Origin of the sequence: Streptomyces sp. 840.1, assembly GCF_003751445.1 — a bacterium.
GTDB lineage: Bacteria > Actinomycetota > Actinomycetes > Streptomycetales > Streptomycetaceae > Streptomyces.
This window is the reverse complement of sequence record NZ_RJUU01000001.1, coordinates 2,131,908-2,157,082: the sequence shown is the minus strand read 5'-3', so window position 1 is coordinate 2,157,082 and position 25,175 is coordinate 2,131,908. Positions and strand designations below refer to the sequence as shown.

Below are 25,175 nucleotides of genomic sequence, written 5' to 3'. Positions count from 1 at the left end.
CTGCTGAGACGCCTCCCTCCTACCGATGTGCAGAAGTGCGGAAGTGCGGATGTGTAGATGTCCAGATGTCCAGAAGTGCGAGAGGGTGACGGGAACTTCCCGTTTTAGCCCGGGGGTTCGCAGCGGGTCGTGGTGAGGCGGGCCGCCGAGGCGATTGTCGCGCGGGCCTCGTGTTCGGGGAGGCCGGTGCGGACGGCGGCTTCGGTGAGGGCGTTCGCCAGGCTGTCGCCGAAGCCGTGTTCGTAGGCGCGGCAGGCGGCCCAGAAGAGCCGCGTGTTGCGCTGGCCCTCGGCTGCCGCGAGGACGAACCGGACCAGCCCCCGGCCCCGGTCGTCGGAGTGGTCGAGGCGGCGATGCGTACGGGGCGGGGGCGTCAGCAGTTGGAGGAGGGCGTCGGGGCAGGGGGCCGGGGGGAGGCTGCCGGTGCCCGGGACGAGCCGGTAGGAGCCGTGGGTGGTGGATGAGCCGGGGCCCACCAGGTAGCCGCCCGTGCCGCGGATGTCGATGCCGGGGGCGAGGCGTCCCGCGGAGTTCGGTACGGCCACTCCGGGTGGTCCGGACAGCCAGATGTGACGGCCCCCGCTGGGGGTGAGCACCGTGACGGTCGGCGGGATGGTGAACAGGTGGTGCAGTGCCAGCTGTCGCAGGGCCGCCACGGAGTCGTTCCGGCCGGTGGTGTCGATGTCGAGGTCGATACCGATGAGGTGGTGCGGGGCGCGGCCGCAGGCGATGCCGTAGCCGCTGGCCCAGGGGGCGGCTTCGAAGAGGGCGCGGACGGCGACGGGGTCGGTGGTGGCGTCGTGGACGCCGTGTCCGGGCAGGCCGCAGGCGCCTCGGCACTGGCTCGGCCGGTCGTCGTCGCGGTGCGGGGAGCGCAGGGCGGGGAGCTTGGTGGCGGACAGCGGGATCACGGGGAGCCCGTGTTCGGCCGCCGACAGTGCGTGGGCCAGGGCCAGGGTGAAGGTCCGACGATCGTGGATGGCCATGGTTCTATGTTCGTACGAATGTTCGAATAAAGGAAGAGGGGGCGGGTCTGCGGGCGGGGTGCGGAGCGTTGTGGCGGAACGCTTCTTCTCCTGCGGGGCAAGGGTTGTCGGCATGCGTCGGGCTAACCCGGCGGTCTGTGCTGTTCAGGGGTTTATCGGCTCTTCCTCACGCTTGCGAGGGAATCGAAATGCATGGGTGGTTCGTCGGGGCGGCGGTGGGCAGCCTTGAGCTCGCGACGTCGTGACCATCACCCGGGCGGTCGGCCAACCGGCCCGGGGCCGGCCTTACTTTCGGTTCCTGGAGGAATAGACATGGCAAGCATCCGTACCGCTCGTGCCCTCGCCATTGTTGCCGCTCTGCCCCTCGCCGCCGCTCTCCTCGGTGGTGTGGCCCAGGCCGACAACGGCTCGTTCGCGAACGACGGATCGAACGCCGGTGTGGCCGCCATCAGCGGCAGTGGCGTCGGTGGGGCCAACCTCGGCAACTCGTCCACCTCGCAGCAGCAGGCCATCGGTGACGGGGCGTCGAATCACAGCAACTCCGCCCAGGTGAACGGTTCCGCGTTCACCGCCATCGACCAGTCCAGCCACAACCTCGCGGTGAACTTCACCAATCTCTGGTGATCCGGCGCCTGCCGCGGGCCGGTCGGGGGGCCGGGCCGCGGTCGGGGGGAACGACGGCCCGCGCGGCGTCACTTCGGTGGCGGCGCGCGGGCCGTTCGTCGTTCTCGGTTCTCGGGCGAGGACGACGCAGTGGTGGGTCTGTGAAAGGGAATCGGCGGCGGGGCGGAGGTGGTGGGCCGGGTCCGGGACGGAAGGGGCGAAACGGGGAGCGACAGGAGCGGTGAGCTGTCGGGTGGCTTGACAGGTGAACGGAATCTGACGGACAGTCAGAAACCCTGATCCGCAGGCCTTTCCCGGGAGGCAGCCGTCGTGCATCTGGCCCCTACGGACCGCCAGCTACAGCTGCGCGCCGAACTCCGCACGTACTTCCGCGAGGTGATGCCGGAGCCCGGTGACCGGACCGGGCCGACGGCCGGCAGTCCGGCCGAGCAGCGACGGCTGCTGCGCCGCATCGGTGCGGACGGGATGCTGGGACTCGGCTGGCCCGTCGAGTACGGCGGCCAGGGACGCGGCGCGGACGAACAGTTCGTCTTCTTCGACGAGGCCTACCGGGCGGGCGCCCCGGTTTCGATGGTCACCCTCAACACAGTGGGTCCCACCCTGATGAAGTACGGGACCGAGGCGCAGAAGGACTACTTCCTGCCCCGGATCCTGGCCGGGGAGATCGTCTTCGCCATCGGCTACAGCGAACCGGAGGCCGGAACCGACCTGGCGGCGCTGCGGACCAGGGCGGTGCGGCAGGGCGACTCGTGGGTCATCGACGGGCAGAAGATCTTCACCAGCAACGCGCAGAACGCCGACTGGATCTGGCTCGCCTGCCGCACGGATCCGGAGGCGCCCAAGCACCGGGGCATCTCGATCATCCTGGTACCGACGGACGCGCCCGGCTTCTCCTGGACACCCATTGAGACGGTCGGCGGGTTGACCACGACCGCCACGTACTACGACGGCGTGCAGGTACCCGCCACCGGGCTGGTCGGCGCCGAGAACGGCGGCTGGGGGCTGATCACCAACCAGTTGAACCATGAGCGGGTCGCGCTGGCCGCGATCGGGATGCAGGCCGAGGACTTCTACGACGCGGCGCTCACCTTCGCCCGTACGCCCGATCCGCTGACTGGACGGCGACCGGCCGACGAGCCGTGGATTCGGTCCAGGCTGGCCGAGGCCTATGCCCGGCTGGCGGCGACACGCCTGCTCAGCTGGCGCTTGGTGGGGGATGTCGGGGCCGGTGCGCTGGCCCCCGGCGACGCGAGCGGCGTGAAGTTCGTGGGAACCGAGAGCGCTGTGGAGGTGTACCGAATGTGCCAGGAAATCACGGGGCAGGCCGGAATGATCCGGGCCGGTTCGTCCGGCTCCTTCGGGGACGGGGAGCTGGAGCGGATGAACAGGGCGGCACAGATCAACACCTTCGGGGGCGGGGTGAGCGAGGTGCAGCGGGAGATCGTCGCGACGATGCGGCTCGGGATGAAGAGGGGGAAACGGTGATGGGCGGGCAGGGCGTGCGGGACGAACTGTACGAGCGGCTCAGGGCGTACGAGGGGCAGCCGGCCGCCATCGCCGGCAGCGGCAAGGACCTGGTCAACGAGCCCATGATCAGACACTGGTGCGAGGCGATGGGAGACACGAACCCGGCATACACCGGACCCGGCGCCATCGCCCCTCCGGCCATGCTGCAGGCCTGGACGATGGGCGGGCTCTCGGGGCACACGGACCGGGGCGAGGCCTACGACGAGCTGTTCGGCCTGCTCGACGGGGCGGGGTACGCCTCGGTGGTCGCGACCGACTGCGAGCAGGAGTACCTGCGGCCGCTGCGGCCCGGTGACCGGATCACCTTCGACGCGGTGATCGAGGCGGTGTCGGAGCGGAAGACGACGAAGCTGGGGACGGGCTACTTCATCACCACGCGTATGGACGTCCGGGCACAGGACGAGCCGGCGGGGACGCACCGCTTCCGGATCCTCAAGTACCGGCCTGCGGCGAGGGCGGCAGCGAGGGCAGTGACAACGAGTGGCACCGGCGGCCCGGAGTCACAGGAGTCGGAGAAGGTACAGGAGCTGCATAAGCCACATAAGCCGCAGGAGGCGCTCGATGCAGGGGCCCCGGCCGAGGAGTCGGCGCGGGCCGGAGGGGCGGGCCGGGGCAGGGGGGCCGAGCGGTCCGGGGAGACGCGGGGCGGCAGGAGCCTGCGGCCGAGGCCGGTGATCAACCGGGACAACGCCGGTTTCTGGCAGGGCATCCCGTCGCACCGGCTGCTGATCCAGCGCTGCCGGGCATGCGACACGCTCCGCTTCCCCTGGCTGCCCGGCTGCAACGCCTGCGGCTCGTCCGAGTGGGAGACGGTCGAGGCATCCGGCGAGGGCACCGTCTTCTCGTACGTGGTGATGCACCACCCGCCCTTCCCCGCGTTCAGCACGTCCGAGGAGGCCGGGCCGTACGCGGTGGCGCTGGTGGAGCTCGCGGAGGGGGTCCGGATGGTCAGCAACGTCATCGGGGTGCCGTACGACAAGGTGCGGGTGGGGATGCCGGTCCGGCTGGAATTCCTGCGAGCGGACCCTGAACTGGAACTGCCGGTCTTCCGGGGGAGCGAGGGCTGACATGGACTTCACACCCACTGAGGAGCAGGCCGCCGCACAGGGGCTCGCCGCCCGGATCTTCGGTGATCTGTCGACGCACGAGCGCCTGGTCGCGGCCGGTACCGGTACGGACTCCGAGCTCTGGAAGGAGCTCTGCGCGGCCGGACTGCCGGGGGCGGTCGAGGAGATCGGACTCCTCGGCCTGGTTCTTCTGCTGGAGGAACAGGGCCGGACGACCGCGCAGGTGCCCCTCGCGGCGAGCTGCGTGTATGGGCTGCTCGCCGTCGCCGGACACGGTACGGACGAACAGCGCGAGCGGCTGCTGTCACGGTTCCGGGACGGCACGGCGGTGGCGACGGGGGCCTTCCCGGCAGCCGGCGCCGTGCGGGTCGGGCCCGAGGGGGGCTTGAGCGGCACGGTGCCGCTGGTGCCGTGGCTGCGGGAGGCCACCCACGTCCTGGTGGCGGCCGCGGACCGCTCGCTGTGGATGGTGCGGACGGCCGACGCGGGGGTTCTCACCGAGCCCGTGGAGACGACCGCCCCGTGGGCGGCGGGACGGCTCGTGCTCGACGGGGTGGCGGGCGAGCGGCTCGGCGGGGCGGCGGCGTACGAGGAGGTGCTGGCGACGGCCCGGACGGCGTTCGCGGGTCTACAGGCGGGGGTGTGCGCGGGCGCGGTGGCGCGCGCTGTCGAACACACCGGCACACGTGAGCAGTTCGGGCGTCCTCTCTCGACGAACCAGGGCGTGCTGCTGCGCGCCGCCGACGCCCACATGGACACCGAGGCGATACGGGTCACGGCCTACGAGGCGGCCTGGCTGCACGACCGGTCGCTGCCCCGTGCGGCGCAGGCACTGACCGCCGCGTGGTGGGCGTCCGAGGCGGGGCGGCGGGTCGTGCACGCGGCCCAGCATCTGCACGGGGGCACGGGCGCCGACCTCGACCATCCCGTGCACCGGCACTTCCTCTGGGGACGCCAGCTCGACGCCTACCTCGGCTGCGGCAGCGAAGTGCTTCAGGAACTCGGCGGACTGCTCGTGGAGGAGGGATCGCGATGAAGGCCGGAGAAGGAACGAAGGTCGGAGAAGGAACGAAGGCCGGAAGAGTGCTGAAGGTCGGAGAAGAGCTGGCACCGCTGGAGATCGCGGTGACCCGCACCCTGATCGTGGCGGGGGCGGTCGCCTCCCGCGACTACCAGGACGTGCACCATGACGCGGAGCTGGCCCGGGAGAAGGGCTCCCCGGACATCTTCATGAACATCCTGACGACCAACGGCCTGGTCGGGCGGTACGTCACCGACCACTTCGGGCCCTCGGCGGTGCTCAGAAGGGTCGCCATCAGACTGGGCGCTCCGAACTATCCCGGCGACACGATGGTGTTGAGGGGCAAGGTGACCGCCCTCGCCGGCGACGGGACGGCCGAGGTGTCGGTGGTCGGTGCCAACGGGCTCGGCAGCCATGTCACCGGCACGGTGACCGTCAGCCTTCCGGAGGGGCCCGCATGAGCGTGCGCAGAGCCGATTCGCTCGGCGGACGGGCGGCCGTGGCCGGGATCGGCGCGACGGAGTTCTCCAAGGACTCGGGCCGCAGCGAACTCAAGCTGGCCGTCGAGGCGGTGCGGGCGGCGCTCGACGACGCGGGGCTCAGCCCCGCCGACGTCGACGGGATGGTCACCTTCACCATGGACACCAGCCCCGAGATCACCGTCGCCCAGGCGGCCGGCATCGGTGAGCTGTCGTTCTTCTCCCGCATCCACTACGGCGGCGGGGCGGCCTGTGCCACCGTCCAGCAGGCGGCCCTCGCCGTCGCCTGCGGGGTGGCCGACGTGGTCGTCTGCTACCGCGCGTTCAACGAGCGGTCGGGGCGGCGCTTCGGCTCGGGGGTGCAGCAGCGGGAGCCCACCGCCGAGGGCGCGGCGCTCGGCTGGAACCTGCCCTTCGGACTGCTCACCCCGGCCTCCTGGGTGGCCATGGCCGCCCAGCGGTACCTGCACACCTACGGGCTGACGCCGGAGGCCTTCGGCCATGTCGCGGTCACCGACCGGCGCCATGCCGCGCGCAACCCGGCGGCGTACTTCTACGAGAAGCCGATCACTCTCGCCGAGCATGCCGCGTCCCGCTGGATCGTCGAGCCCCTGCGGCTGCTCGACTGCTGCCAGGAGACCGATGGCGGCCAGGCGATCGTCGTCACCAGCGCGGAACGGGCCAGGGATCTTCGGCAGCCGCCCGCGGTGATCGTCGCCGCCGCTCAGGGGGCCGGGCGGGCACAGGAGCAGATGACCAGCTTCTACCGTGACGGGCTGACCGGGCTGCCGGAGATGGATGTCGTCGCCCGCCAGCTCTGGCGGAACTCCGGCCTTTCCCCCGCCGACATCGACGTGGCGATCCTGTACGACCACTTCACCCCGTTCGTGCTGATGCAGTTGGAGGAGTTCGGCTTCTGCGGACCGGGCGAGGCCGCCGACTTCGTGGCGGCGGACGCGCTGCCGCTGAACACCCATGGCGGCCAGTTGGGGGAGGCGTACCTGCACGGCATGAACGGCATCGCGGAGGCGGTCCGGCAGATCCGGGGCACCTCGGTGAACCAGATACCCGGCGCGGCCCGGTCCCTGGTCACGGCCGGCACGGGGGTGCCCACCTCGGGCCTGGTCCTGGGCCGGGGGGAGTGAGGGGCGCGGCCGGGCCCGCGGAGCGCGGTGTCCGGGGCGACCCTGAGTACCGCCGTGCGGCCCCTCCACCTACAGGAGGTGGAGGGGGGACCGGCCCTACACCCTGAGGCGGACCCGGGGTCGGGACCTGGGGCCGATCCCCGGGGCGGCGCCCGCTCCTAGCGTGGAGGCATGACCACGCCAGTCTGCACGGACACCTTCAGGGGAGCCGCTGCCGGCGCCGGACGCACGCCGCACAACCCGCATGCGCCGCTCGCCGGACATCCGCCACTCGTATCGGCACACGTATCGGCACACGTATCGGCACACGGGTCGACGCTCGTGTCGACGGACGTACCGACACACGCATCGACGGCCCCGCGTGCTCCACAGACGTCCGCCGCTCCGTACGCGGTGCCGCGCACGTCGGCCGCCGCGCGCACCTCGTACGGTGCACGCGCTCCGTACGTCCCGTATCCGTCGTTCACGTCCTTCGTGAAGGCCCGGGGGCCCGTGCTGCTGCGCGCGGCGCGCTCGCTCACCGCGAACCCCAGCGACGCCGAGGACCTGCTGCAGACCGCCCTCACCAAGACGTACGTCGCCTGGGAGCGGATCGAGGACCACCGGGCTCTCGACGGCTATGTCCGCCGGGCGCTGCTGAACACCAGGACCTCGCAGTGGCGCAAGCGCAAGGTCGACGAGTTCGCCTGCGACGAGGTGCCCGAGCAGGAGACGGCCCCGGGACCCGACCCCGCGGAGCAGCAGTCCCTGCACGATGCCATGTGGCGGGCGGTGCTGAAGCTGCCCGACCGCCAGCGGGCGATGGTCGTCCTGCGCTACTACGAGGACCTCAGCGAGGCGCAGACGGCCGAAGTGCTGGGAGTGTCCATCGGCACGGTCAAGAGTGCCGTGTCCCGGGCGCTCGGCAAGCTGCGCCAGGACCCGGAGCTGACGCCGGTCAGGTGATGCGCCGGCGCCGGGGGAGGGCTTGCGGGCCGGGGAGAGCGTACGGGGCGGGGGAAAGCGTACGGATGGTGTGATTTTGTCGGGCCACACCGATCCGTACATCCAGGAGTAGTGACATACCGCTCGGTATGTGCGCAGAATCAGCGGAACCTTACTGCCGCGTAGCGCCCACCGGGAGGACGCCGTGCTCAGCACCATGCAGGACGTACCGCTGACTGTCACCCGCATCCTGCACCACGGGATGACCATCCACGGGAAGTCACAGGTAACGACCTGGACCGGAGAGCCCGAGCCGCAGCGGCGCAGTTTCGCCGAGATCGGCCGGCGGGCCACCCAGCTCGCCCATGCCCTGCGCGACGAGCTCGGTATCGACGGGGACCAGCGCGTCGCGACGCTGATGTGGAACAACGCCGAACATGTGGAGGCGTATCTCGCCATCCCGTCCATGGGCGCCGTGCTCCACACCCTCAACCTGCGGCTCCCCGCCGAACAGCTGGTCTGGATCGTCAAGCACGCCGACGACAGGGTCCTCATCGTCAACGGCTCCGTGCTGCCCCTGCTCGCGCCGCTGCTGCCCCAGCTGACGTCGCTGGAGCACGTGGTCGTGGCGGGGCCGGGTGACCGTTCCGTCCTGGACGGCGCCGTGCCCCGGGTGCACGAGTACGAGGAGCTGATCGCCGGCCGGGCCACCACGTACGACTGGCCCGAGCTGGACGAACGCCAGGCCGCCGCCATGTGCTACACCTCCGGCACCACCGGGGACCCGAAGGGCGTCGTCTACTCCCACCGTTCGGTCTACCTGCACTCGATGCAGGTCAACATGTCCGAGTCGATGGGCCTGACCGACCAGGACACCACCCTGGTGGTGGTCCCCCAGTTCCACGTCAACGCCTGGGGCCTGCCGCACGCGACGTTCATGTCCGGCGTCAACATGCTGATGCCGGACCGCTTCCTGCAGCCCGCCCCGCTCGCCGACATGATCGAGCGCGAGCGGCCGACCCACGCTGCCGCCGTCCCCACCATCTGGCAGGGACTGCTGGCCGAGGTCACCGCCAACCCGCGCGACCTCACCTCCATGGCGCGCGTCACCATCGGCGGCGCCGCCTGCCCGCCCTCCCTCATGGAGGCGTACGACAGGCTCGGCGTCCGGCTCTGTCACGCCTGGGGCATGACGGAGACCTCGCCGCTCGGCACCATGGCCAACCCGCCCGCCGGGCTGACCGAGGAGCAGGAGTGGCCCTACCGCGTCACCCAGGGCCGGTTCCCGGCCGGTGTCGAGGCCCGGCTGGTCGGGCCCGGCGGTGAGCACCTGCCGTGGGACGGCGAGTCGGCCGGCGAGCTCGAGGTGCGGGGCCCCTGGATCGCCGGTGCGTACTACGGCGGCGCGGACGGCGAGGCGCTGCGGCCCGAGGACAAGTTCAGCGAGGACGGCTGGCTGAAGACCGGCGACGTCGGTGTGATCAGCGACGACGGTTTCCTCACGCTCACCGACCGCGCCAAGGACGTCATCAAGTCCGGCGGCGAATGGATCTCCAGTGTCGAGCTGGAGAACGCCCTGATGGCGCACCCGGATGTGGCCGAGGCGGCGGTCGTGGCGGTCCCGGACGACAAGTGGGGTGAGCGTCCGCTGGCCACCGTCGTCCTCAAGGAGGGCGCGAGCGCCGACTACCTGGCGCTGAAGGCGTTCCTCGCGGAGCAGGGCATCGCCAGGTGGCAGCTGCCCGAGCGCTGGTCGGTCATCGCGTCCGTACCGAAGACGAGCGTCGGCAAGTTCGACAAGAAGGTGATCCGCAAGCAGTACGCGCAGGGCGAGCTGGACATCACCCAGCTCTGAGCCCCGCGGGGCTCAGACGAAGAGGGCGGCACGGGACCACTCCCGTGCCGCCCTCTCCCGGTCCGTACGGGATCACTCCCGTGCGCCCTCTTCCGGTCCGTACGGGAGTGATCCCGCGCCGGCCCTCTTCGTCACCGTACGGCGGTCAGTTCGTGCCGATCTTCGCGAGCAGGTCGACGATGCGGGCCTGCACCTCGTCGCTCGTCGAACGCTCGGCGAGGAAGAGCACGGTCTCGCCCGAACTCAGCTTCGGCAGATCCGACTGGCTCATGTCCGCCGAGGTGTAGACGACCAGCGGGGTGCGGTTCAGCTGGCCGTTGGCGCGCAGCCAGTCGACGATCCCGGCCCGGCGGCGGCGTACCTGCATCAGGTCCATCACCACCAGGTTCGGCCGCATCCGGGTCGCGAGCGAGACCGCCTCGCTGTCCGTGGCGGCACAGGCGACCTGCATGCCGCGGCGCTCCAGCGTCTGCGTCAGCGCGTGCGCGATGTCCTCGTGCTCCTCGATCAGGAGGACCCGGGGCGGGTGCTGCTCGCTGTCGCGCGGGGCGAGCGCCTTCAGGAGCACGGCCGGGTCGGCGCCGTACGCGGCCTCCCGCGAGGCCTGCCCCAGGCCGGCCGTCACCAGCACCGGCACCTCGGCCGCCACCGCCGCCTGGCGCAGCGACTGGAGCGCCTTGCGGGTGATGGGGCCGGTCAGCGGGTCGACGAAGAGCGCGGCGGGGAAGGCCGCGATCTGGGCGTCGACCTCCTCGCGCGAGTGCACGATCACCGGCCGGTAGCCGCGGTCGCTCAGGGCCTGCTGGGTGGAGACGTCGGGCGCCGGCCAGACGAGCAGCCGGCGCGGGTTGTCCAGCGGCTCCGGGGGCAGCTCGTCGTCCACGGGCTGCGGGGAGGGGCGGTTGGCGACCTCGACCGCGCCACCGGGGCCGTCCAGCGGCTCCGGGCCCTCGGCTGCTCCCTCGTCGGGCGCGCCTATGGCGTACGCGCGTCCTTCGGCCGCCTGAGCGGGGAGCAGCGTCCCCGATCCCGAACCCTGCACCGTGCCGCCGGTGCCGCCGGGGCCGGGGCCGCCGGTAGCCGCACCGGACTGCGTGTTCGTCTGCTGCGGTGCCGGGGCGGCGGACGCCGGCAGGGCGGCCTGTTCAGCCAGGTCGGTCTCGGGCGGTGCGGCCAGCTTGCGGCGCCGGCCGGCGCCGCCGAGCGTCTGGTTCTGCTGGTGCGCGATGTGCTGGGCGAACGGCACCCCCTGTCCGAGCGTCCGCACGCTGAACGCGCGCCCGTGCGTCGAGTCCGAGGACCCTCCGGGCATCGGCGCCTCGGCGGGCAACGGCTGCCTTCGCGCGTCGGGTCCGGGCACGAGGGGCCGCGGACGGGTCTCCTCGGGCCCCACGTGACCGCCGTGACCTGCGGAGCCGTCGTCGGGGCCGGAGCCGCGCGCGTGGCCGGCGGCCGTGGTCGTGCCGGTGGTGTGCGTGGTGTGACCCGTCCCGGGCCACTCCGCGTCGCGGTCGGACTGCTCCCCGGAGGGCCCGGCGGCCGCCGGGACGGCCGGGGGCTCTGCTTCCGGTGCCCCTGCCGTCGCCGCTGCGGCCTCCGGGCCGGCGGTCGCGTCCGAGTGGCGGGCGCGGCGGCGTCCGGTCGGGAGCGGGTGGGCCTGCGGCGGGGTGTGGTCGTGGTCCACCGGGCCGGACACGGTGTCGTGCCGCCCCGGCAGCGAGGCGTCGGCCTCGGCGGGCGACGGCAGCCGGTCGGCGGCGGCGGGCGGCAGCGCGAAGGGGACCCGGGGGCCCGTCGGCTCGGCCTGCGCTGCCCGGTCCTGCGCGGCGGAGAGCGCGCGCCGGGCCCGTCGCCCGGTCGGCTGCTGCCGCGCGGGTACGGGGGCGGATTCCGGAGCGGGCGCCGCGGGACGGGCCTCCTGCGCCGGGGCCTGCATCCGGGCGGCGTCGTCCAGGTCGGAGAAGGCGCCGGAGCCCTCGGACGCGACGGCGTTCACCGACGGCATGGCGGCCGGGAGGGCCAGCCGGTTCTCGCCGCCCTGGTTCGCGCCGCCCCGGCGCGCCCGGTGTCCGCCGGCCGGTACGGGCGTCGGCGCCTCGGCCGGAACGCCCTGCGGCGGCACGGTCTGCCCGCGCTGCGGGCGGCCCCCTGCCCCCTGAGCGCCCTCGGCGGCCGTCACTACGGACCCCTCCGACGGCGCCCCGGAAGCAGCGGGCAGCGCCAGGGCCTGCCCCGGCCCCTGCCGCCCGTCGGCTGCCTGGGCACCGGTCTCCGCCGGACTGGGCCGGCCGCGCCTGCGCCCGGAGCCCCCGCTCCGCTCGGCCGGAACCATCTCGTTCGGGATCTGGCCGTCGTGGTCGAGGACGGCCGCGGCCGAGGTCACGGCTGCGGCAGTCGCGGACGGGTCCATGGCCTGGGCCGCGGACTCGTCGACGGTTTCGGCCGCAGGCCGGTGCCGGGCCCGCCGCCGGCCGGTCGGTTCGGCCGCCCCGGTGTCCCCGCTCGCGGCCCCGGGCTCGCCCGCACCCTCGGAACCGCCCCCGGGGCTCTCCAGGAAGGCGTCGGTGGAGCCCCTGCGCGCCCGGCGCCGCCCCCCGCCGCCCTGCTGAACACCCGCGCCCCCGGGAGCCGCGTCGACCTGAGGAACGTGCGGCGTCTGAGGAACCTGAGGCGCCTGGGAAACCTGAGGCGTCTGAGGAGCCTGGGGTACCTGAGGCGTCTGAGGAACCTGAGCGTTCTGAGGTGCCTGAGCCACCTCCAGCCCGGTGGAGCTCGCCGGCCCCCCGAGACCGTCCAGCACTCCCGAACCGTCCAGACCCCCCGAACCGTCGAGAGCTCCCGGACCGTCGAGAACTCCCGGAACCTCCGGAGCCGCCGGGGCCATGGGAGACATTACGGTGCCCGAGCCCGCGCCGAGCGGTACCTCGAGCACGTACGCGCTCCCGCTCATGCCCGGCATCTCGTGGGTCTGGAGCACGCCGCCGTGCGCCCGTACGATCCCGCGCACGATCGGCTCGTGCACCGGGTCTCCCCCGGCGAACGGTCCGCGTACCTCGATCCGTACGACGTCACCACGCTGTGCGGCCGCGACGACCACCGTCGAGTCGACGTAGCCGCCGCCCGGCACCAGCCGGGCCTTGCCGGTCGAGTCGACCCCGGCGACGTCCGCGACGAGGTGCGCGAGCGCGGTCACCAGCCGCCCCGCGTCGACCTCGGCCTCGATCGGCGGGGCGTGGACGGCGAACTGGGCGCGGCCGGGGCCGATCAGCTCGACGGCGGCGTCGATACCGGCGGTCACCACGCCGTCCAGCAGCACGTTCGTCTTGACGAGCGCCTCGGCACCGCCGTCCAGACGCTGGTAGCTCAGTACGTTGTCGACGAGTGTCGTCATCCGTGCGTAGCCGGCGGCCAGGTGGTGCAGGATCTGGTTGGCCTCGGGCCACAGCTGGCCCGCGGGGTCGGCGGCGAGCGTGGACAGCTCGCCGCGCAGCTCCTCCAGCGGTCCGCGCAGCGACTCGCCCAGCACCGCGGTCAGCTGGGTGTGACGGGCGGACAGCTCCGCCAGCCGTCCGGCCTGTTCCTGCATCCGGTCGGCCTGCTCCTCCAGCGCGGAGGCGTAGCGCTCGGTCCGGTCGGCCAGCTCGGCCGCGTGCTGTTCCGTGAGCCCGGTGATCTCGGCGGCGTGGTTCGCGGTGAGCTCGGTGACCGCGCCGGTGTGGTTCGCGCTCAGCGCGGCGAGCTCGGCCGCGTGCTGCTCGCCGAGCTCCTCGTACGGCCGGCGGTCGGTGAACGTCATCACGGCGCCGACCAGCTGGTCGCCGTCCCGCACCGGGGCCGTCGTCAGGTCGACCGGCACCTGCGCGCCGCTCTTGGACCACAGCACCTGCCCGCGCACCCGGTGCTTGCGCCCGGACTTGAGGGTGTCGGCCAGCGGCGATTCCTCGTACGGGAACGGCTCGCCCTCGGCCCGCGAGTGCAGGATCAGCGGGTGCAGCTCCTGGCCGCCGAGGTCGGTGGCGCGGAAGCCGAGGATCTGGGCGGCGGCGGGGTTGACCAGGACGACCCGGCCGTCCGTGTCCGTACCGACGACGCCCTCGGACGCGGCCCGCAGGATCATCTCGGTCTGCCGCTGCGAGCGGGCCAGCTCGGCCTCGGTGTCGACGGTGCCCGAGAGGTCGCGCACGACGAGCATCAGCAGTTCGTCACCCGTATAGGTGCCGTTGTAGCTCACCTGGACGTCGTTGTACGCGGCCTGCCCGTCCTCCAGGCTGGCGCTCGTCACCTCGACGGGGTACTCGTTGCCGTCGGTCCGCCGCGCGGTCATCCGCGTGGGCTTGGTACGGCCCCGCTCGTCCGCAGCCTCTGGCCTCCGCATCGACCCCGGGATCAGCTTGGAGTCGAACTCCGGCAGCAGATCGAGCAGTCCGCGTCCGACGAGCGCGGTGCCCGGCGTCTCGAACATTTCGAGGGCGATGGTGTTGGCGTTGACGACCGTGCCGTTGCAGTTGACGAGCAGGAGCCCGTCCGGCAGGGCGTCGAGTATGGCTGCGAGGCGAGCAGCGCCTCGGGATGGCCTGCTGCTCACGACGACGCTTCCTCCCTGATTACTGCACCTTGCCGACAGCGGCCCCATCTTGCCCCTCGGGCCTCAGGCTGTCACTGAAGGAGTCTAAAGGCAGGGGAGGGGCAAGGGGCGGCGGATGAGGGGGAGCTCTCACCAAGGTTCTGTACATACGGTGCACGACTCTGGCCCATTACGTGCCCCCGCGCGCCCTCCCGCGCCCCGTGCAGCCGCTGCTCAGCGGACGTTCGGGAGCACCGGACGCAGGTTGTTCCAGCGCCCGATCTCGCACCCGTTGCTCCGGTCGAACGCGGCATCAATGCTTCGCCCCCGCCAGCTACCGGTGATCCGGGCGGTGGCCTGCCCGCCGAACTGCTGCGTGCACATGGCGTCCCGGGACACCGGCGTGAACGGGTCCGTGCGCTCGCCGGGCAGCTGCGCCAGCCGGTCGCAGGCCTGCTGCGCCACGGGGTGGCTGCCGCCCGCCGGCTCGCACTCCAGCTCGTAGCTGCCGTCCGCCGCCGGGTCACCGGACCCCGAGACGACCACGGTCAGGTGCGTCGGGCCGTCCGCGCCCTGGAGCAGCGGCAGCGGCAGCAACGGCCGGGGCAGCGGACCCTCCGAAGCCAGGGCGCCGGGGGCGGCTGCGGACAGTACGGCGAGGGACACGACAGTGGTGAGGGCGAGGCGACGCAGCATGCGGGCTCCTGTGGTCGTGCACGCCGGCGGCGGTGGCCGGCGACCGAGGGGAACGGAGGGGGCGGCGCCCCCGCATGACTAACGCTTCGCACGCCACGGCGTTGCGCAACCGCAGGCACTTTGCCCTCGCGGCCGACTGCCTAGTACCGTAGGCACCGATTGGTGACACGGCGAGCAGCTGTGTCATCATCTGCACGCACCACCCGCGCTCGCGTGGGTGTGCTGGAGGCGTCGCCTAGTCCGGTCTATGGCGCCGCACTGCTAATGCGGTTTGGGTCTTAAAGCCCATCGAGGGTTCAAATCCCTCCGCCTCCGCGTGATCACCGAAGCCCCGAGCCACTGGCCGGGGCTTCGGTCGTTCCCGGGCCGGAACAGCTTGCGGCGAGGTCGATCGGGGACGCCTCGAACCGGTGTTCTCGCAGCTCAGCAGCGGTACGGCTAATGGATTTCGCGTGACGCCGCAGGTCATGTAATGTTGTTCTCGCAACGCCGACGGGGCAGAAAAGCCCAGGACGCCAAGCACTCGTAGCTTAACGGATAGAGCATCTGACTACGGATCAGAAGGTTGCAGGTTCGAATCCTGCCGAGTGCACAGCAGGCGAGAGGCCCCCAGGAGCAATCCTGGGGGCCTCTCGCGTTGCCCGCCTGGTTCCATACCCGTGGATAAGGCGTCCGCTCATGTCGCGTCGGCTGCTATGCCGGGGTGGTGCGTGCAGCGGGCCTGACGGCTGTAGTGCTGGTGGCGATGGCGGGGTGTGGGACGCGGTCGGTCCGAGGCTCGGGTGGCGCGGAGGGGCCGGCATCGGCGAGCACCGCGCCGGTGACGGAGAACAGGGCCATTCCTTCAGCAGAGTTACAGGGCCGGTGGTGGACATGGGCTGCCTCGGAGCCCGAGGCGACCAGTCCTGTCGCCCCGTCCGCTGTCGTGTCCTATGCGCGATGCGCAGTGGCTGGGCGTGACCGTGGGGCGAGGCAGTACGCCGCGTGCACGATGATCGTGCCGCCCGGCCCCGACGCCCCGTGGATCGCTGCGCGCTCCTCCTCTCCGGCGGCGATCGGCTTCCCGCACCGGTCGCACATCAGCGGCATTCCTGCTCCCCCGGGCAGGACGGACAGCTGCGCGGAAACCAGCGGACCACCGATCCGTGCGCCTCGACCAGTCGTGGACCGAGGTCGCGGACCGCGCCTGTGTGCAGGCTCGTACCGCAGAAGACGCAGTGCACGCCTCGCTGCTGCTCGGTGGACAGCGTGGGGAGTGGAGGCAGCGTGACGAGCCGCCTGTCGGGTGCGGGGTCCGGGGTGGAAGGATGGCGCATGGTCGGTCTCCTGGTGATCTCAGGTTTCTGACTGGCCCCGGCCACATGGAGGTGCGAACTCCGGGCCGGGGCCGTTCTGTTGCTACGGGACCGTTGGTCGGCCTCGCGAGAACGAAGTTAAACCCCGGGGTTGATTGCGTCAAGCCCGGGGTTTACAGTCGTGTGGGCCGCACCGCAGGAGGGAGCGCGGGGATGGCGAATGACTCCGAGCAGGTCAAGGAGGTGAAACGCCTGATGGAAGCCATCGCGGCATTCAAGGACATCGAGGACGACGAGGCTTGCGCCTTGGCCGTGTCGCGGGCGTTGGAGAGCTGGCCCGGCTATCAGACGAAGCTGCGAGAGCTGCGGCAGCAGCGTGTCAACGCCCTGAAGGAGCAAGGCAGGACATGGAGGGAAATCGGGCAACTCCTCGGAGGGGTCTCGGCCGCCCGTGCCCAGCAGATCGGCAAGGGCCAGAGCGGAGCGCAACGGCGCAGGGCCGATCGGGAAGCACAGGGGCCTGCCGCCGGATAAGAACGGCCGAGCGGTGTAGAGACCGCCCGGCCGTGGTGACCAGCGGGTCATCACCCCGCCGATCCGAAATCCACCCATGTGAAGAGAAGGATTCGCGTTCGATCGTAGGGCCAACCCCCGCGTGGTGACCACTCCCACGCCTTGAGCCGGCCGAACGGCCCCGCCCAGCTGTGACCTTCTGCGGCCCCTCCGGCCGCCCCTCACCCCACGGACTGTGATGCGCCACCCCAACGGCGCGGCTTCGTGCTGCGCTTCTCCGTCATGCCCTGATCCGGACCGGATCCCCGTACCCCGCATCCTTCAGGAGCTCGATACGACGCCCTCCCGGAGGGCCCGGCCGCCTGCGTGGCTGCGTGCGGTGGTGTGGCTCGTCGAGGCGGGCCTGCACCGCCGGGCGGGGGCGACGACGCTGGCCGTCGCGCGCGACCTGGCCGGGCGGATGGACTACCGGCTCGGCTTCGTGCTGTACGACCTGGAGGGCACCGCCACCCGGTGCGGGGTGTCGGTGGCCACGGTGAAGCGGCACGTCCGCGTGTTGCGAGAGCTGGGGGCGCTGGTCTGGCGGCGGCACGGGTCGAAACGGAATCTGCACCTGTCCGGGCGTCGGTACGCGGGCACGGCGACGGTCTACGCCGCGACCATTCCGCCCGTGTACGACTCGGCGATGGGCCACCGCCTGGAGGGCGCCGGTCATGAGGCGCGGGTGTGCGGGCTGACGGACGCCGGCCGGGAGCGTGCGGTGGAGGCGGCGCGGGTGGACTCCCGGCCCGTGGGCAACTCGCCTGTGGAAAACCGCAGTCCAGGCGGGCGTGCGCCCCATTCTTCCGGGCCCCGCCACAACGTACGCACGGCTGATGTGAGTGGGAGGGTGAACTACACCCCGCGCACGAACCACACCTCGCGCGGGCGCGCGACGCCCGGCCGCGCGACGCGGCGGTCCCCGTTACGGGTCGCCCGTGACATCGCCGTCGCCCGGCAGGTGCGGCCGCTCGTCGCCTGGACCCAGCACGAGGGGCTGCGCCGCCTCGCGTACGCGCTGCGCCCGCTCATCGACCGCGGCCTCGACGCCCGTGACATCGCCGCCGAGCTCTGCGGTCTGGCCCCCGGATGGCGGCCGGTCCGCCCGGCGGCCTGGATCACCGTCGCTCTGGCGCGTGACCGGGAGGAGCCGGTGGCTCATGGGCGTACGGACCCGCCCGGGGCCTTCCGTCGCGCTGTGGCCGATGCGGGGGAGCCGTGGGCCGTGGTGTGCGCCGACGGTCCGTCGTACGGCGTCGAAGGGCTGACCCGGGAGGAGGTCGTCCAGTTGCGTTCGGCCGCCGCGACGGACCCCGGGCTGGTGCTCGCCGCCCTGGAGAACCTCGGGGAGAGGGACACCCGCCGTCTGTACACGAACCGGCTCGTGGACGAGGTGCTGCTGTACGAGTTCACCGGGGCGCAGCGTGGGCGTACCGGTGCTCGGCGCGACCCTGACCTGACCTGACCTGACCTGACCTGACCTGACCTGACCTGACCTGACCGGTGCGGAGCCCGGACGTCGACAGCGACAGCTCCTCGGGCCGGCGGGTGATGCCGGGCGCAGAGGCGTTGGAGCCCCTGGGCCCGGCACGGGCCCGCCGCGCCGCAGCTCAGGCCTCCGCGTCGACGGCCGAGGGTTCCTGGGCGCGGGTGCCCGACCCGACGACCGGCCGGCGGCGGGTCGGCATGCCGAGGGTGGGGTTGGCGACGCCCCAGGCCGCGCCCTTACAGACCAGTTCCTTGTAGAGGGCGGCGAGCCGTCCGGTCAGGGCTGCCCGGACCGCGCGGTCGTCGGCGGTGACGTACTGGATCAGGCCCTCCTTGCGGCCCAGGGAGATGCACTGGTTGAAGTAGCGCAGCGAGGCGTTCGGGAGCTTGCCGCCGGTCAGGCGTGCCGCGAGGGTGTCCGCGGCGTGCCAGGCGGCGGGGGTGCCCGAGGCGCAGGACATGCGCAGGGGTTTGTCGCCTGGGCCCATCGCCATCGCCGCGTCGCCCACGGCGTAGACGTCCGGGTGGGAGACCGAGCGCATGGTCGCGTCGACCACGATCTGGCCGGTGTCGGAGACCTCCAGGGTGGTGGCCCTCGCGATCGGGTGGACGGCGAAGCCGGTGGTCCACACGGTGACCGCGGCCGGGACGGAGGTGCCGTCGGCGGTGGTCACGTGGTCGGCGTCGACGCGGGTGACGGCGGTGTTCTCGTGGACGGTGATGCCGAGTCCGGCGCAGACGTCGCGCAGGTGGCCGCGGCCCTTGGGCGAGAGCCAGTCGCCCAGGGAGCCCCGGGCGGCGAGGGCGACGTCGAGGTCCGGGCGGGCCTCGGCGATCTCGGTCGCGGCCTCCAGGCCGGTGAGGCCGCCGCCGACGACGACCACGGGCTCTCCGGCCTCCAGCCGGGCCAGGCGTTCGCGCAGCCGGAGGGCTCCGGGGCGGCCGGCGATCTCGTGGGCGTGCTCGGCGGTGCCGGGGACGCCGTGGGTGTTCCAGTGGCTGCCGAGGGCGTACACGAGGCTGTCGTAGGCCAGCTCCTGCGCCTCGGCGCTGTCCGCGTCCGTGACGGTGACCGTCCTGCGGTCCACGTCGACGGCGGTGACCTCGGCGAGCTTCAGCTCGACCCCGGTCCCCGCGAACATCTCGCGGAAGGGGCGTGGCCTCAGGTTCTGGCCGGTGGCCAGCTGGTGCATCCGGACCCGCTCGACGAAGTCGGGCTCGGCGTTGACGAGGGTGATGGCGACGTCTTCGCGGCGCAGGCGCTTGGCGAGGCGCCCGGCAGCGACGGCTCCGGCGTAGCCGGCTCCGAGAACGATGATTCGGTGCTGCATTTCCCTGCTCCTGTCTCACGCGGGTTCGCCCCTTGAACCGGGCAGCCCGCCGTTTCCTGACAGGGGTGAAATGTGACGTGCGTCACATGGCGCTAGAAGGTGTTGAACAGGGGGTCCCCGTGGTCCCCGGCGGCCGCCCAGTGCCGGGTGGCGCGTTCGAGCTTGTCGGGGTTGACCTGGTTGAGGATCGCCGTGATGCCGTCGGTGGTGATGTCCAGGCACATGATCCCGATGACCCGGCCCTCGAAGACCGCCACGACGGCGGGGGCGCCGTTGGCGGTGGTGACGTGGACACCGGGTGAGCCGCCGACCAGATTGCGCTTGGCCTTGCCGGGCTTGAACAGGCCCCGCATGAACGTGGCGACCGCGACGGCGCCCTCGAACGCCTTGGCGCGGGCCGGGACCTTCCCGCCGCCGTCACCGACGGAGACGGCGTCCGCGGTGAGCAGCCGCACCAGCGGTTCGGTCCGGCCGCTGGTGGCGGCGGCGAGGAACTCCCCGACGATCCGCCGGGCGGTCTCCTCGTCGACCTCGGTGCGGGTCCTGCCGTCCGCGACGTGCTTCTTGGCGCGGTGCAGGATCTGCTGGCAGGAGGCTTCGGTGATGTCGAGGATCTCCGCGATCTCGCGGTGCCGGTAGCCGAAGGCCTCCCGGAGCACGTACACGGCCCGCTCGTTGGGGGAGAGGCGTTCCATGACGACGAGCACCGCGTACGAGAGAGACTCGCGCTGTTCGGCGGTGTCGGCGGGGCCGAGCATCGAGTCCCCGGCGAGCAGCGGTTCGGGCAGCCACTGGCCCACATAGGTCTCGCGCCGGGCGCGGGCCGAGGTGAGCTGGTTGAGGCAGAGGTTGGTGAGGGCCTTCGTCAGCCAGGCCTCGGGGACCTCGATCCGGCCGGTGTCGGCGGCCTGCCAGCGCAGGAACGTGTCCTGCACGGCGTCCTCGGCCTCGCTCGCGGAGCCGAGGAGGCGGTAGGCGATGGCCTCCAGGCGGGGCCTGGCGGCCTCGAACCGCGCCACGTCGTTCGCGCTCAGGGGCATGGCCCGAATCCTAGGGCCTGTCTGATCAGCAGCGCCCTTGTCGGTGTCCGCTGTCAGTGTCCGGTCGTAGGGTTTCCCGCGTGGAATGGCAATGCACCGGGCTCCGCTGGCCCGAGGAGCGGGGCGGCCCCGTGCTCGGGTGGCGCAGGGGGCGCGAGGTCCGGGGGAGCGCGCTGGCGTACGGGGCCGGGTTCGGGTTCCGTGCCGAGGGGGAGCGGGGCTGCTCGGGGGCCCGGGGGAACGCGTGCCCGGTGGGCGCGGTGGTGCCCGCGCGGAGCACCGGGGGGCGGTGCCCGGAGTGCGGGCGGCTGGACCGGGCGCACTCGGTGGCGGCCGACACGATTCCGGATGATCCGCGCACCTACCGCGTGTACCTGGCCTGGTTCGGGCCCGGGATGGTGAAGGTCGGGATCACCGCGCAGGAGCGTGGCGCGGCCCGGCTGCGGGAGCAGGGCGCGGTGGTCTTCAGCTGGCTGGGGCGGGGGCCGCTGATGGCGGCGCGCCGGGCGGAGGAGCTGCTGCGGGCCGCGCTCGGGGTGCCGGACCGGATTCCGTACGCGAAAAAGCGGGCGGTGCGGGCTGAGCTCCCGGGGGCGGCCGAGCGGGCCGGTGAGGTGGCCGAGCTGTACGGGCGTGCCGCGGCGCTCGCGGCGCTCGACGGGGGCGGCTGGCCCGAGGCGCTGGAGCGGCTGCCGTTCGAGGCCGTCGACCACGCGGGGATCTTCGGGATCAGTGGAGGCGGCGGGGGCGGTGGGACCGTGCGGGCGGTGACCGGGCTGGTGGATGGCGGGGTGGTCGCCGGGCGGCTGGTCGCGGCGGCCGGGCCGGATCTGCATCTGGAGACCGGCGCGGACGGTGTCGTCGTGGTGGACACCCGGCTGATGACCGGCTGGGCGCTGGCGGCGGCCGGTCCGGAGGCCGGGGTGAGTGTGCCGACCCTCGGTATCGGGGGCGGCGTCTCGCAGGACGGGCTGTTCTGAGATCGTCGGGCGCGGGTACGGACGGCCGGGGAGAACCGGGCGGCCGGCGGGCGGACGGACGGAGAGGGTGCGGGATGAGTGACGGCGAACTCGGCGGCCGCGAGGACGTGGTGCGGTTCTGGGAACGGCTCGGGCTGCCAGGACTGATCGACGTCCACACGCACTTCATGCCGGAGCAGGTGCTCCGCAAGGTCTGGGCCTACTTCGACGCCGTCGGTCCGCTGACCGGCATGGAGTGGCCGATCGCCTACCGGCACGACGAGGACGAACGGCTCGCGCTGCTGCGTTCGTTCGGCGTTCTGCGGTTCACCTCGATGCTCTACCCGCACAAGGCGGGGATGGCTGACTGGCTGAACGGCTGGGCGGCCGGCTTCGCGGACCGGGTGCCCGACTGCCTGCACACCGCCACGTTCTTCCCGGAGGAGGGCGTGGAGCGGTACGTGGCCGAGGCGGTCGGCGCCGGGGCGCGGGTCTTCAAGTCGCACCTCCAGGTCGGCGCGTACGACCCGAACGACCCGCTCCTCGACCCCGTGTGGGGGCTGCTCGCGGACGCGGGCGTCCCGGTCGTGATGCACTGCGGCTCCGGGCCCGCGCCGGGCAAGCACACCGGGCCGCAGCCCGTCGGCCGGCTGCTCGCCAGGCACCCCCGGCTGCCGCTGATCGTGGCCCACATGGGGATGCCGGAGTACGCGGAGTTCCTGACGCTCGCGGAGACGTACCCGCAGGTGCGGCTCGACACGACGATGGCGTTCACCGACTTCACCGAGCGCTTCACCCCCTTCCCGGCGGTGGAGCGGGGGCGGCTCGCCGCGCTCGGGGACCGGATCCTGCTGGGCACGGACTTCCCGAACATCCCCTATCCGTACGCCCACCAGCTGCACGCCCTGGAGCGGCTGGAGCTCGGGGACGACTGGCTGCGGGCGGTCTGCCACGACAACGCGAAGGCCCTGTTCGACCTCTGAGGCGGTGCGGTCACACGTTTGCGCGCCTTTCTCAGGGAATTCACAGAATCGGAAAAGAACTCTCTCAGGGGCGTCTCACAGGGTGGGGCCATGACGACGACGATCTCGCCCCAGGGGCGCAGCGAACTGCTCAGGCCGGACCACAGCCCCGTCCGGGTCCTGGTCGTGGACGACGAGGCCCCGCTGGCGGAGCTGCTCTCCATGGCGCTGCGCTACGAGGGCTGGGAGGTGCGCAGCGCCGGGGACGGTGCCGGGGCCGTCCGTACCGCCCGGGACTTCCGGCCCGACGCGGTGGTCCTGGACGTGATGCTGCCCGACACGGACGGGCTCGCCGTCCTCGGCAGGCTGCGCCGGGAGCTGTCCGACGTACCGGTGCTGTTCCTGACCGCCCGGGACTCCGTCGAGGACCGGATCGCCGGGCTCACGGCGGGCGGCGACGACTACGTCACGAAGCCGTTCAGCCTGGAGGAGGTCGTGGCCCGGCTGCGCGGGCTGATCCGGCGCTCGGGTACGGCGGCGGTGCGCAGCGAGTCGACGCTCGCCGTCGGGGACCTGCTGCTGGACGAGGACAGCCACGAGGTGAGCCGGGGCGGCGCCAACATCCACCTCACGGCCACCGAGTTCGAGCTGCTGCGCTTCCTGATGCGCAATCCGCGCCGGGTGCTGAGCAAGGCGCAGATCCTGGACCGGGTCTGGAACTACGACTTCGGCGGCCAGGCCAATGTCGTCGAGCTGTACATCTCCTACCTGCGCAAGAAGATCGACGCGGGCCGGACACCGATGATCCACACCCGGCGCGGGGCGGGATACCTCATCAAGCCGGGTGAGTGACCCGGTGCGGTGGCTGCGGAAGGGGCCGTGGACGCTGCGGACCCGGCTCGTCGTCTCGGCGGTGACGCTGATCGCGGTCGTCGCGGCCGTCATCGGCTCGGTCACCGCGATCGCGTTCCACAGCTACATGTACGGCAAGCTCGACGACCAGCTGCGCGACATCGCGGTCCGGGCCGAGCACCTGCCGGGGGCGCCCGTCCCCGGCGGGCTCAAGAACAAGGAGCCGCTCGGCTTCATAGGTGGAGGGGGCCAGCCGCTCAAGACGTTCGGCGCCGTCCTCAGCGACGGCGCCGTCACCTCCTCCCTGGTCGTGAAGGCGGGCAGGCTTGACGCGCAGCCGGGCAACGAGCCGCTGACCGGCGCCCAGCAGGACGTCCTGGAGGCGGCCGGGATCCGCGCGGACCGGGACGCGCACGATGTCGAGCTGCCCGGACTCGGCGGCTACCGGGTGGAGGCCGTCCCGATGGACGACGGCACGACCGTGCTGGTCGGGATCCCCACCGCCGAGGTGAGCAAGGCGCTCAGCACCCTGATCCTCGTCGAGGTCTGCGTGACCGCGGCCGGGCTCATCGCCGCCGGGATCGCGGGCGCTGCCATGGTCACGGTCGCCCTGCGCCCGCTGCGCCGGGTGGCCGCCACCGCGACGCGGGTCTCCGAGATACCGCTGCACAGCGGCGAGGTCGCCCTGTTCGAGCGGGTCCCGGGGGCCGAGGCCGATCCGCGCACCGAGGTGGGGCAGGTCGGCGCTGCCCTCAACCGGATGCTGGGCCACGTCGGTTCGGCCCTGGACGCGCGGCAGAAGAGCGAGGTGCGGGTCCGCCAGTTCGTCGCGGACGCCAGTCACGAGTTGCGCACCCCGCTCGCCTCGATCCGCGGCTACGCCGAACTGACCCGGCGCGGCCGGGAGGAGACCGGCACCGACACCCGGCACGCGCTGGGCCGGATCGAGTCGGAGGCGGAGCGTATGACGGGCATGGTGGAGGATCTGCTGCTGCTCGCCCGGCTGGATGCCGGACGGCCGCTCTCCCACGAGAGCACCGATCTCTCGCCGCTCGTCGTGGACGCGGTGAGCGATGCCCGGGTCGCGGGCGCGACGGCCGCAGGACCGGGTGACCCGGGTGACCCGGGCCCGGCCCACCACTGGCGCCTGGAGCTGCCCGAGGCGCCCGCGACCGTGCGGGCCGATCCGCCCAGGATCCAGCAGGTGCTGGTCAACCTGCTGGCCAACGCCCGTACGCACACCCCGCCCGGGACTACGGTCACGGCCCGGGTGCGCGCGGGGGCCGGGAGTTCCTGGGTGACACTGGAGGTCTGCGACGACGGGCCCGGCATCCCGCCGGAGCTGCTGCCGCACGTCTTCGAGCGGTTCGCGCGCGGGGACGCCTCGCGCTCCCGGCACGCCGGGTCGACGGGGCTCGGACTCGCCATCGTGCAGGCCGTCGTCGCCGCGCACGGCGGTGTCGTCGAGGTGCGGTCGGTGCCGGGCGACACGGTGTTCGCCGTACACCTGCCGGCGGAGCCGGTCCGTGCGGACGCCAACCCGGCCCACACGGACGCGCACCCGGCCCACACGGACGCGCACCCGGTCCGTGCGGACGCTCATCCGGCCCACACGGACGCGCACCCGGCCCACACGGACGCGCACCCGGTCCGTGCGGACGCTCATCCGGCCCACACGGACGCGCACCCGGTCCGTGCGGACGCTCATCCGGCCCACCCGTATGCGAACCCAGTCCGCGCAGACACGAACCCGGTGCACTCACAGCGGGACCACAGGCTCAGCACACAGGCGTGACAGCGCGGTTGGC

The 25,175-nt window shown here is 72.5% G+C and carries 20 protein-coding genes and 2 tRNA genes; 16 read left to right on the top strand and 6 right to left on the bottom strand.

The genetic code is table 11. The annotated features are described in order from the left end of the window. Window positions 1-104 precede the first annotated feature (104 nt). Window positions 105-986 (bottom strand): bifunctional DNA primase/polymerase, encoded by an 882-nt coding sequence (locus tag EDD93_RS09870; protein ID WP_123524793.1) that lies wholly within the window; start codon window positions 984-986, stop codon window positions 105-107. A gap of 312 nt (window positions 987-1,298) precedes the next feature. Between EDD93_RS09870 and EDD93_RS09865 the strand changes: the two genes are divergently transcribed. The 8 genes from EDD93_RS09865 (at window position 1,299) to EDD93_RS09830 (ending at window position 9,628) form a co-directional block, all read left to right on the top strand. Then, entirely contained in the window at window positions 1,299-1,610 is a 312-nt protein-coding gene (locus EDD93_RS09865; RefSeq protein WP_123524792.1) for a hypothetical protein, read from the top strand. 309 nt (window positions 1,611-1,919) lie between these two features. Next, window positions 1,920-3,095, top strand: coding sequence for an acyl-CoA dehydrogenase family protein (locus EDD93_RS09860; protein WP_123524791.1), 1,176 nt, complete (start codon window positions 1,920-1,922; stop codon window positions 3,093-3,095). After that, window positions 3,095-4,204 (top strand): bifunctional MaoC family dehydratase N-terminal/OB-fold nucleic acid binding domain-containing protein, encoded by a 1,110-nt coding sequence (locus EDD93_RS09855; RefSeq protein WP_123524790.1) that lies wholly within the window; start codon window positions 3,095-3,097, stop codon window positions 4,202-4,204. The genes EDD93_RS09860 and EDD93_RS09855 overlap by 1 nt, the downstream gene beginning before the upstream one ends. 1 nt (window position 4,205) lies before the next feature. Beyond that, complete coding sequence (locus EDD93_RS09850) at window positions 4,206-5,240, top strand: acyl-CoA dehydrogenase family protein (protein ID WP_123524789.1); 1,035 nt, start codon at window positions 4,206-4,208, stop codon at window positions 5,238-5,240. 50 nt (window positions 5,241-5,290) lie between these two features. After that, window positions 5,291-5,686 (top strand): MaoC family dehydratase, encoded by a 396-nt coding sequence (locus EDD93_RS09845; RefSeq protein WP_260255904.1) that lies wholly within the window; start codon window positions 5,291-5,293, stop codon window positions 5,684-5,686. Then, the gene (locus EDD93_RS09840; protein ID WP_123524787.1) at window positions 5,683-6,849 is read left to right on the top strand and encodes a lipid-transfer protein; all 1,167 of its coding nucleotides are present in this window, start codon (window positions 5,683-5,685) and stop codon (window positions 6,847-6,849) included. The genes EDD93_RS09845 and EDD93_RS09840 overlap by 4 nt, the downstream gene beginning before the upstream one ends. Window positions 6,850-7,242: 393 nt before the next feature. After that, on the top strand, window positions 7,243-7,794 hold the full coding sequence (locus EDD93_RS09835) for a SigE family RNA polymerase sigma factor (protein WP_123524786.1): 552 nt from the start codon (window positions 7,243-7,245) through the stop codon (window positions 7,792-7,794). 184 nt (window positions 7,795-7,978) lie between these two features. Next, window positions 7,979-9,628: a long-chain fatty acid--CoA ligase gene (locus tag EDD93_RS09830; protein WP_123524785.1), complete on the top strand. Its 1,650-nt coding sequence runs from the start codon at window positions 7,979-7,981 to the stop codon at window positions 9,626-9,628. Between the two features lie 145 nt (window positions 9,629-9,773). Here the strand turns inward: EDD93_RS09830 and EDD93_RS09825 are convergent, their stop codons facing one another. Further along, on the bottom strand, window positions 9,774-14,213 hold the full coding sequence (locus EDD93_RS09825) for a PAS domain-containing protein (protein ID WP_123524784.1): 4,440 nt from the start codon (window positions 14,211-14,213) through the stop codon (window positions 9,774-9,776). 213 nt (window positions 14,214-14,426) lie between these two features. Continuing rightward, window positions 14,427-14,888: an SSI family serine proteinase inhibitor gene (locus EDD93_RS09820; protein WP_123524783.1), complete on the bottom strand. Its 462-nt coding sequence runs from the start codon at window positions 14,886-14,888 to the stop codon at window positions 14,427-14,429. Window positions 14,889-15,112: 224 nt separating this feature from the next. On the opposite strand from EDD93_RS09820, the gene EDD93_RS09815 reads away from it, so the two are divergent. Continuing rightward, a tRNA-Ser gene (locus EDD93_RS09815) sits at window positions 15,113-15,203 on the top strand. A gap of 204 nt (window positions 15,204-15,407) precedes the next feature. Then, window positions 15,408-15,480 (top strand) — tRNA-Arg (locus EDD93_RS09810). A gap of 487 nt (window positions 15,481-15,967) precedes the next feature. Here the strand turns inward: EDD93_RS09810 and EDD93_RS09800 are convergent. After that, on the bottom strand, window positions 15,968-16,204 hold the full coding sequence (locus EDD93_RS09800) for a hypothetical protein (protein ID WP_123524782.1): 237 nt from the start codon (window positions 16,202-16,204) through the stop codon (window positions 15,968-15,970). Between the two features lie 192 nt (window positions 16,205-16,396). On the opposite strand from EDD93_RS09800, the gene EDD93_RS09795 reads away from it, so the two are divergent. Together EDD93_RS09795 and EDD93_RS09790 are read left to right on the top strand one after the other, a co-directional pair. Then, entirely contained in the window at window positions 16,397-16,717 is a 321-nt protein-coding gene (locus EDD93_RS09795; RefSeq protein ID WP_123524781.1) for a hypothetical protein, read from the top strand. Window positions 16,718-17,075: 358 nt separating this feature from the next. Then, on the top strand, window positions 17,076-18,200 hold the full coding sequence (locus EDD93_RS09790; protein ID WP_123524780.1) for a cell wall protein: 1,125 nt from the start codon (window positions 17,076-17,078) through the stop codon (window positions 18,198-18,200). 145 nt (window positions 18,201-18,345) lie between these two features. On the opposite strand, the gene EDD93_RS09785 is transcribed toward EDD93_RS09790, so the two are convergent. After that, window positions 18,346-19,554, bottom strand: coding sequence for an NAD(P)/FAD-dependent oxidoreductase (locus EDD93_RS09785; RefSeq protein ID WP_123524779.1), 1,209 nt, complete (start codon window positions 19,552-19,554; stop codon window positions 18,346-18,348). Window positions 19,555-19,646: 92 nt separating this feature from the next. Beyond that, a complete protein-coding gene (locus EDD93_RS09780; protein ID WP_123524778.1) occupies window positions 19,647-20,594 on the bottom strand; it encodes an RNA polymerase sigma-70 factor in 948 nt (315 codons plus the stop codon). An 80-nt stretch (window positions 20,595-20,674) separates the two neighbouring features. On the opposite strand from EDD93_RS09780, the gene EDD93_RS09775 reads away from it, so the two are divergent. From EDD93_RS09775 to EDD93_RS09760, 4 genes are all read left to right on the top strand, one after another. Continuing rightward, window positions 20,675-21,574: a DUF2797 domain-containing protein gene (locus EDD93_RS09775; protein WP_123524777.1), complete on the top strand. Its 900-nt coding sequence runs from the start codon at window positions 20,675-20,677 to the stop codon at window positions 21,572-21,574. 74 nt (window positions 21,575-21,648) lie between these two features. After that, window positions 21,649-22,536: an amidohydrolase family protein gene (locus EDD93_RS09770; protein WP_123524776.1), complete on the top strand. Its 888-nt coding sequence runs from the start codon at window positions 21,649-21,651 to the stop codon at window positions 22,534-22,536. A 90-nt stretch (window positions 22,537-22,626) separates the two neighbouring features. Continuing rightward, the gene (locus tag EDD93_RS09765; RefSeq protein WP_123524775.1) at window positions 22,627-23,367 is read left to right on the top strand and encodes a response regulator transcription factor; all 741 of its coding nucleotides are present in this window, start codon (window positions 22,627-22,629) and stop codon (window positions 23,365-23,367) included. Between the two features lie 4 nt (window positions 23,368-23,371). After that, entirely contained in the window at window positions 23,372-25,162 is a 1,791-nt protein-coding gene (locus EDD93_RS09760) for a HAMP domain-containing sensor histidine kinase (protein WP_185092474.1), read from the top strand. Window positions 25,163-25,175 lie beyond the last annotated feature (13 nt).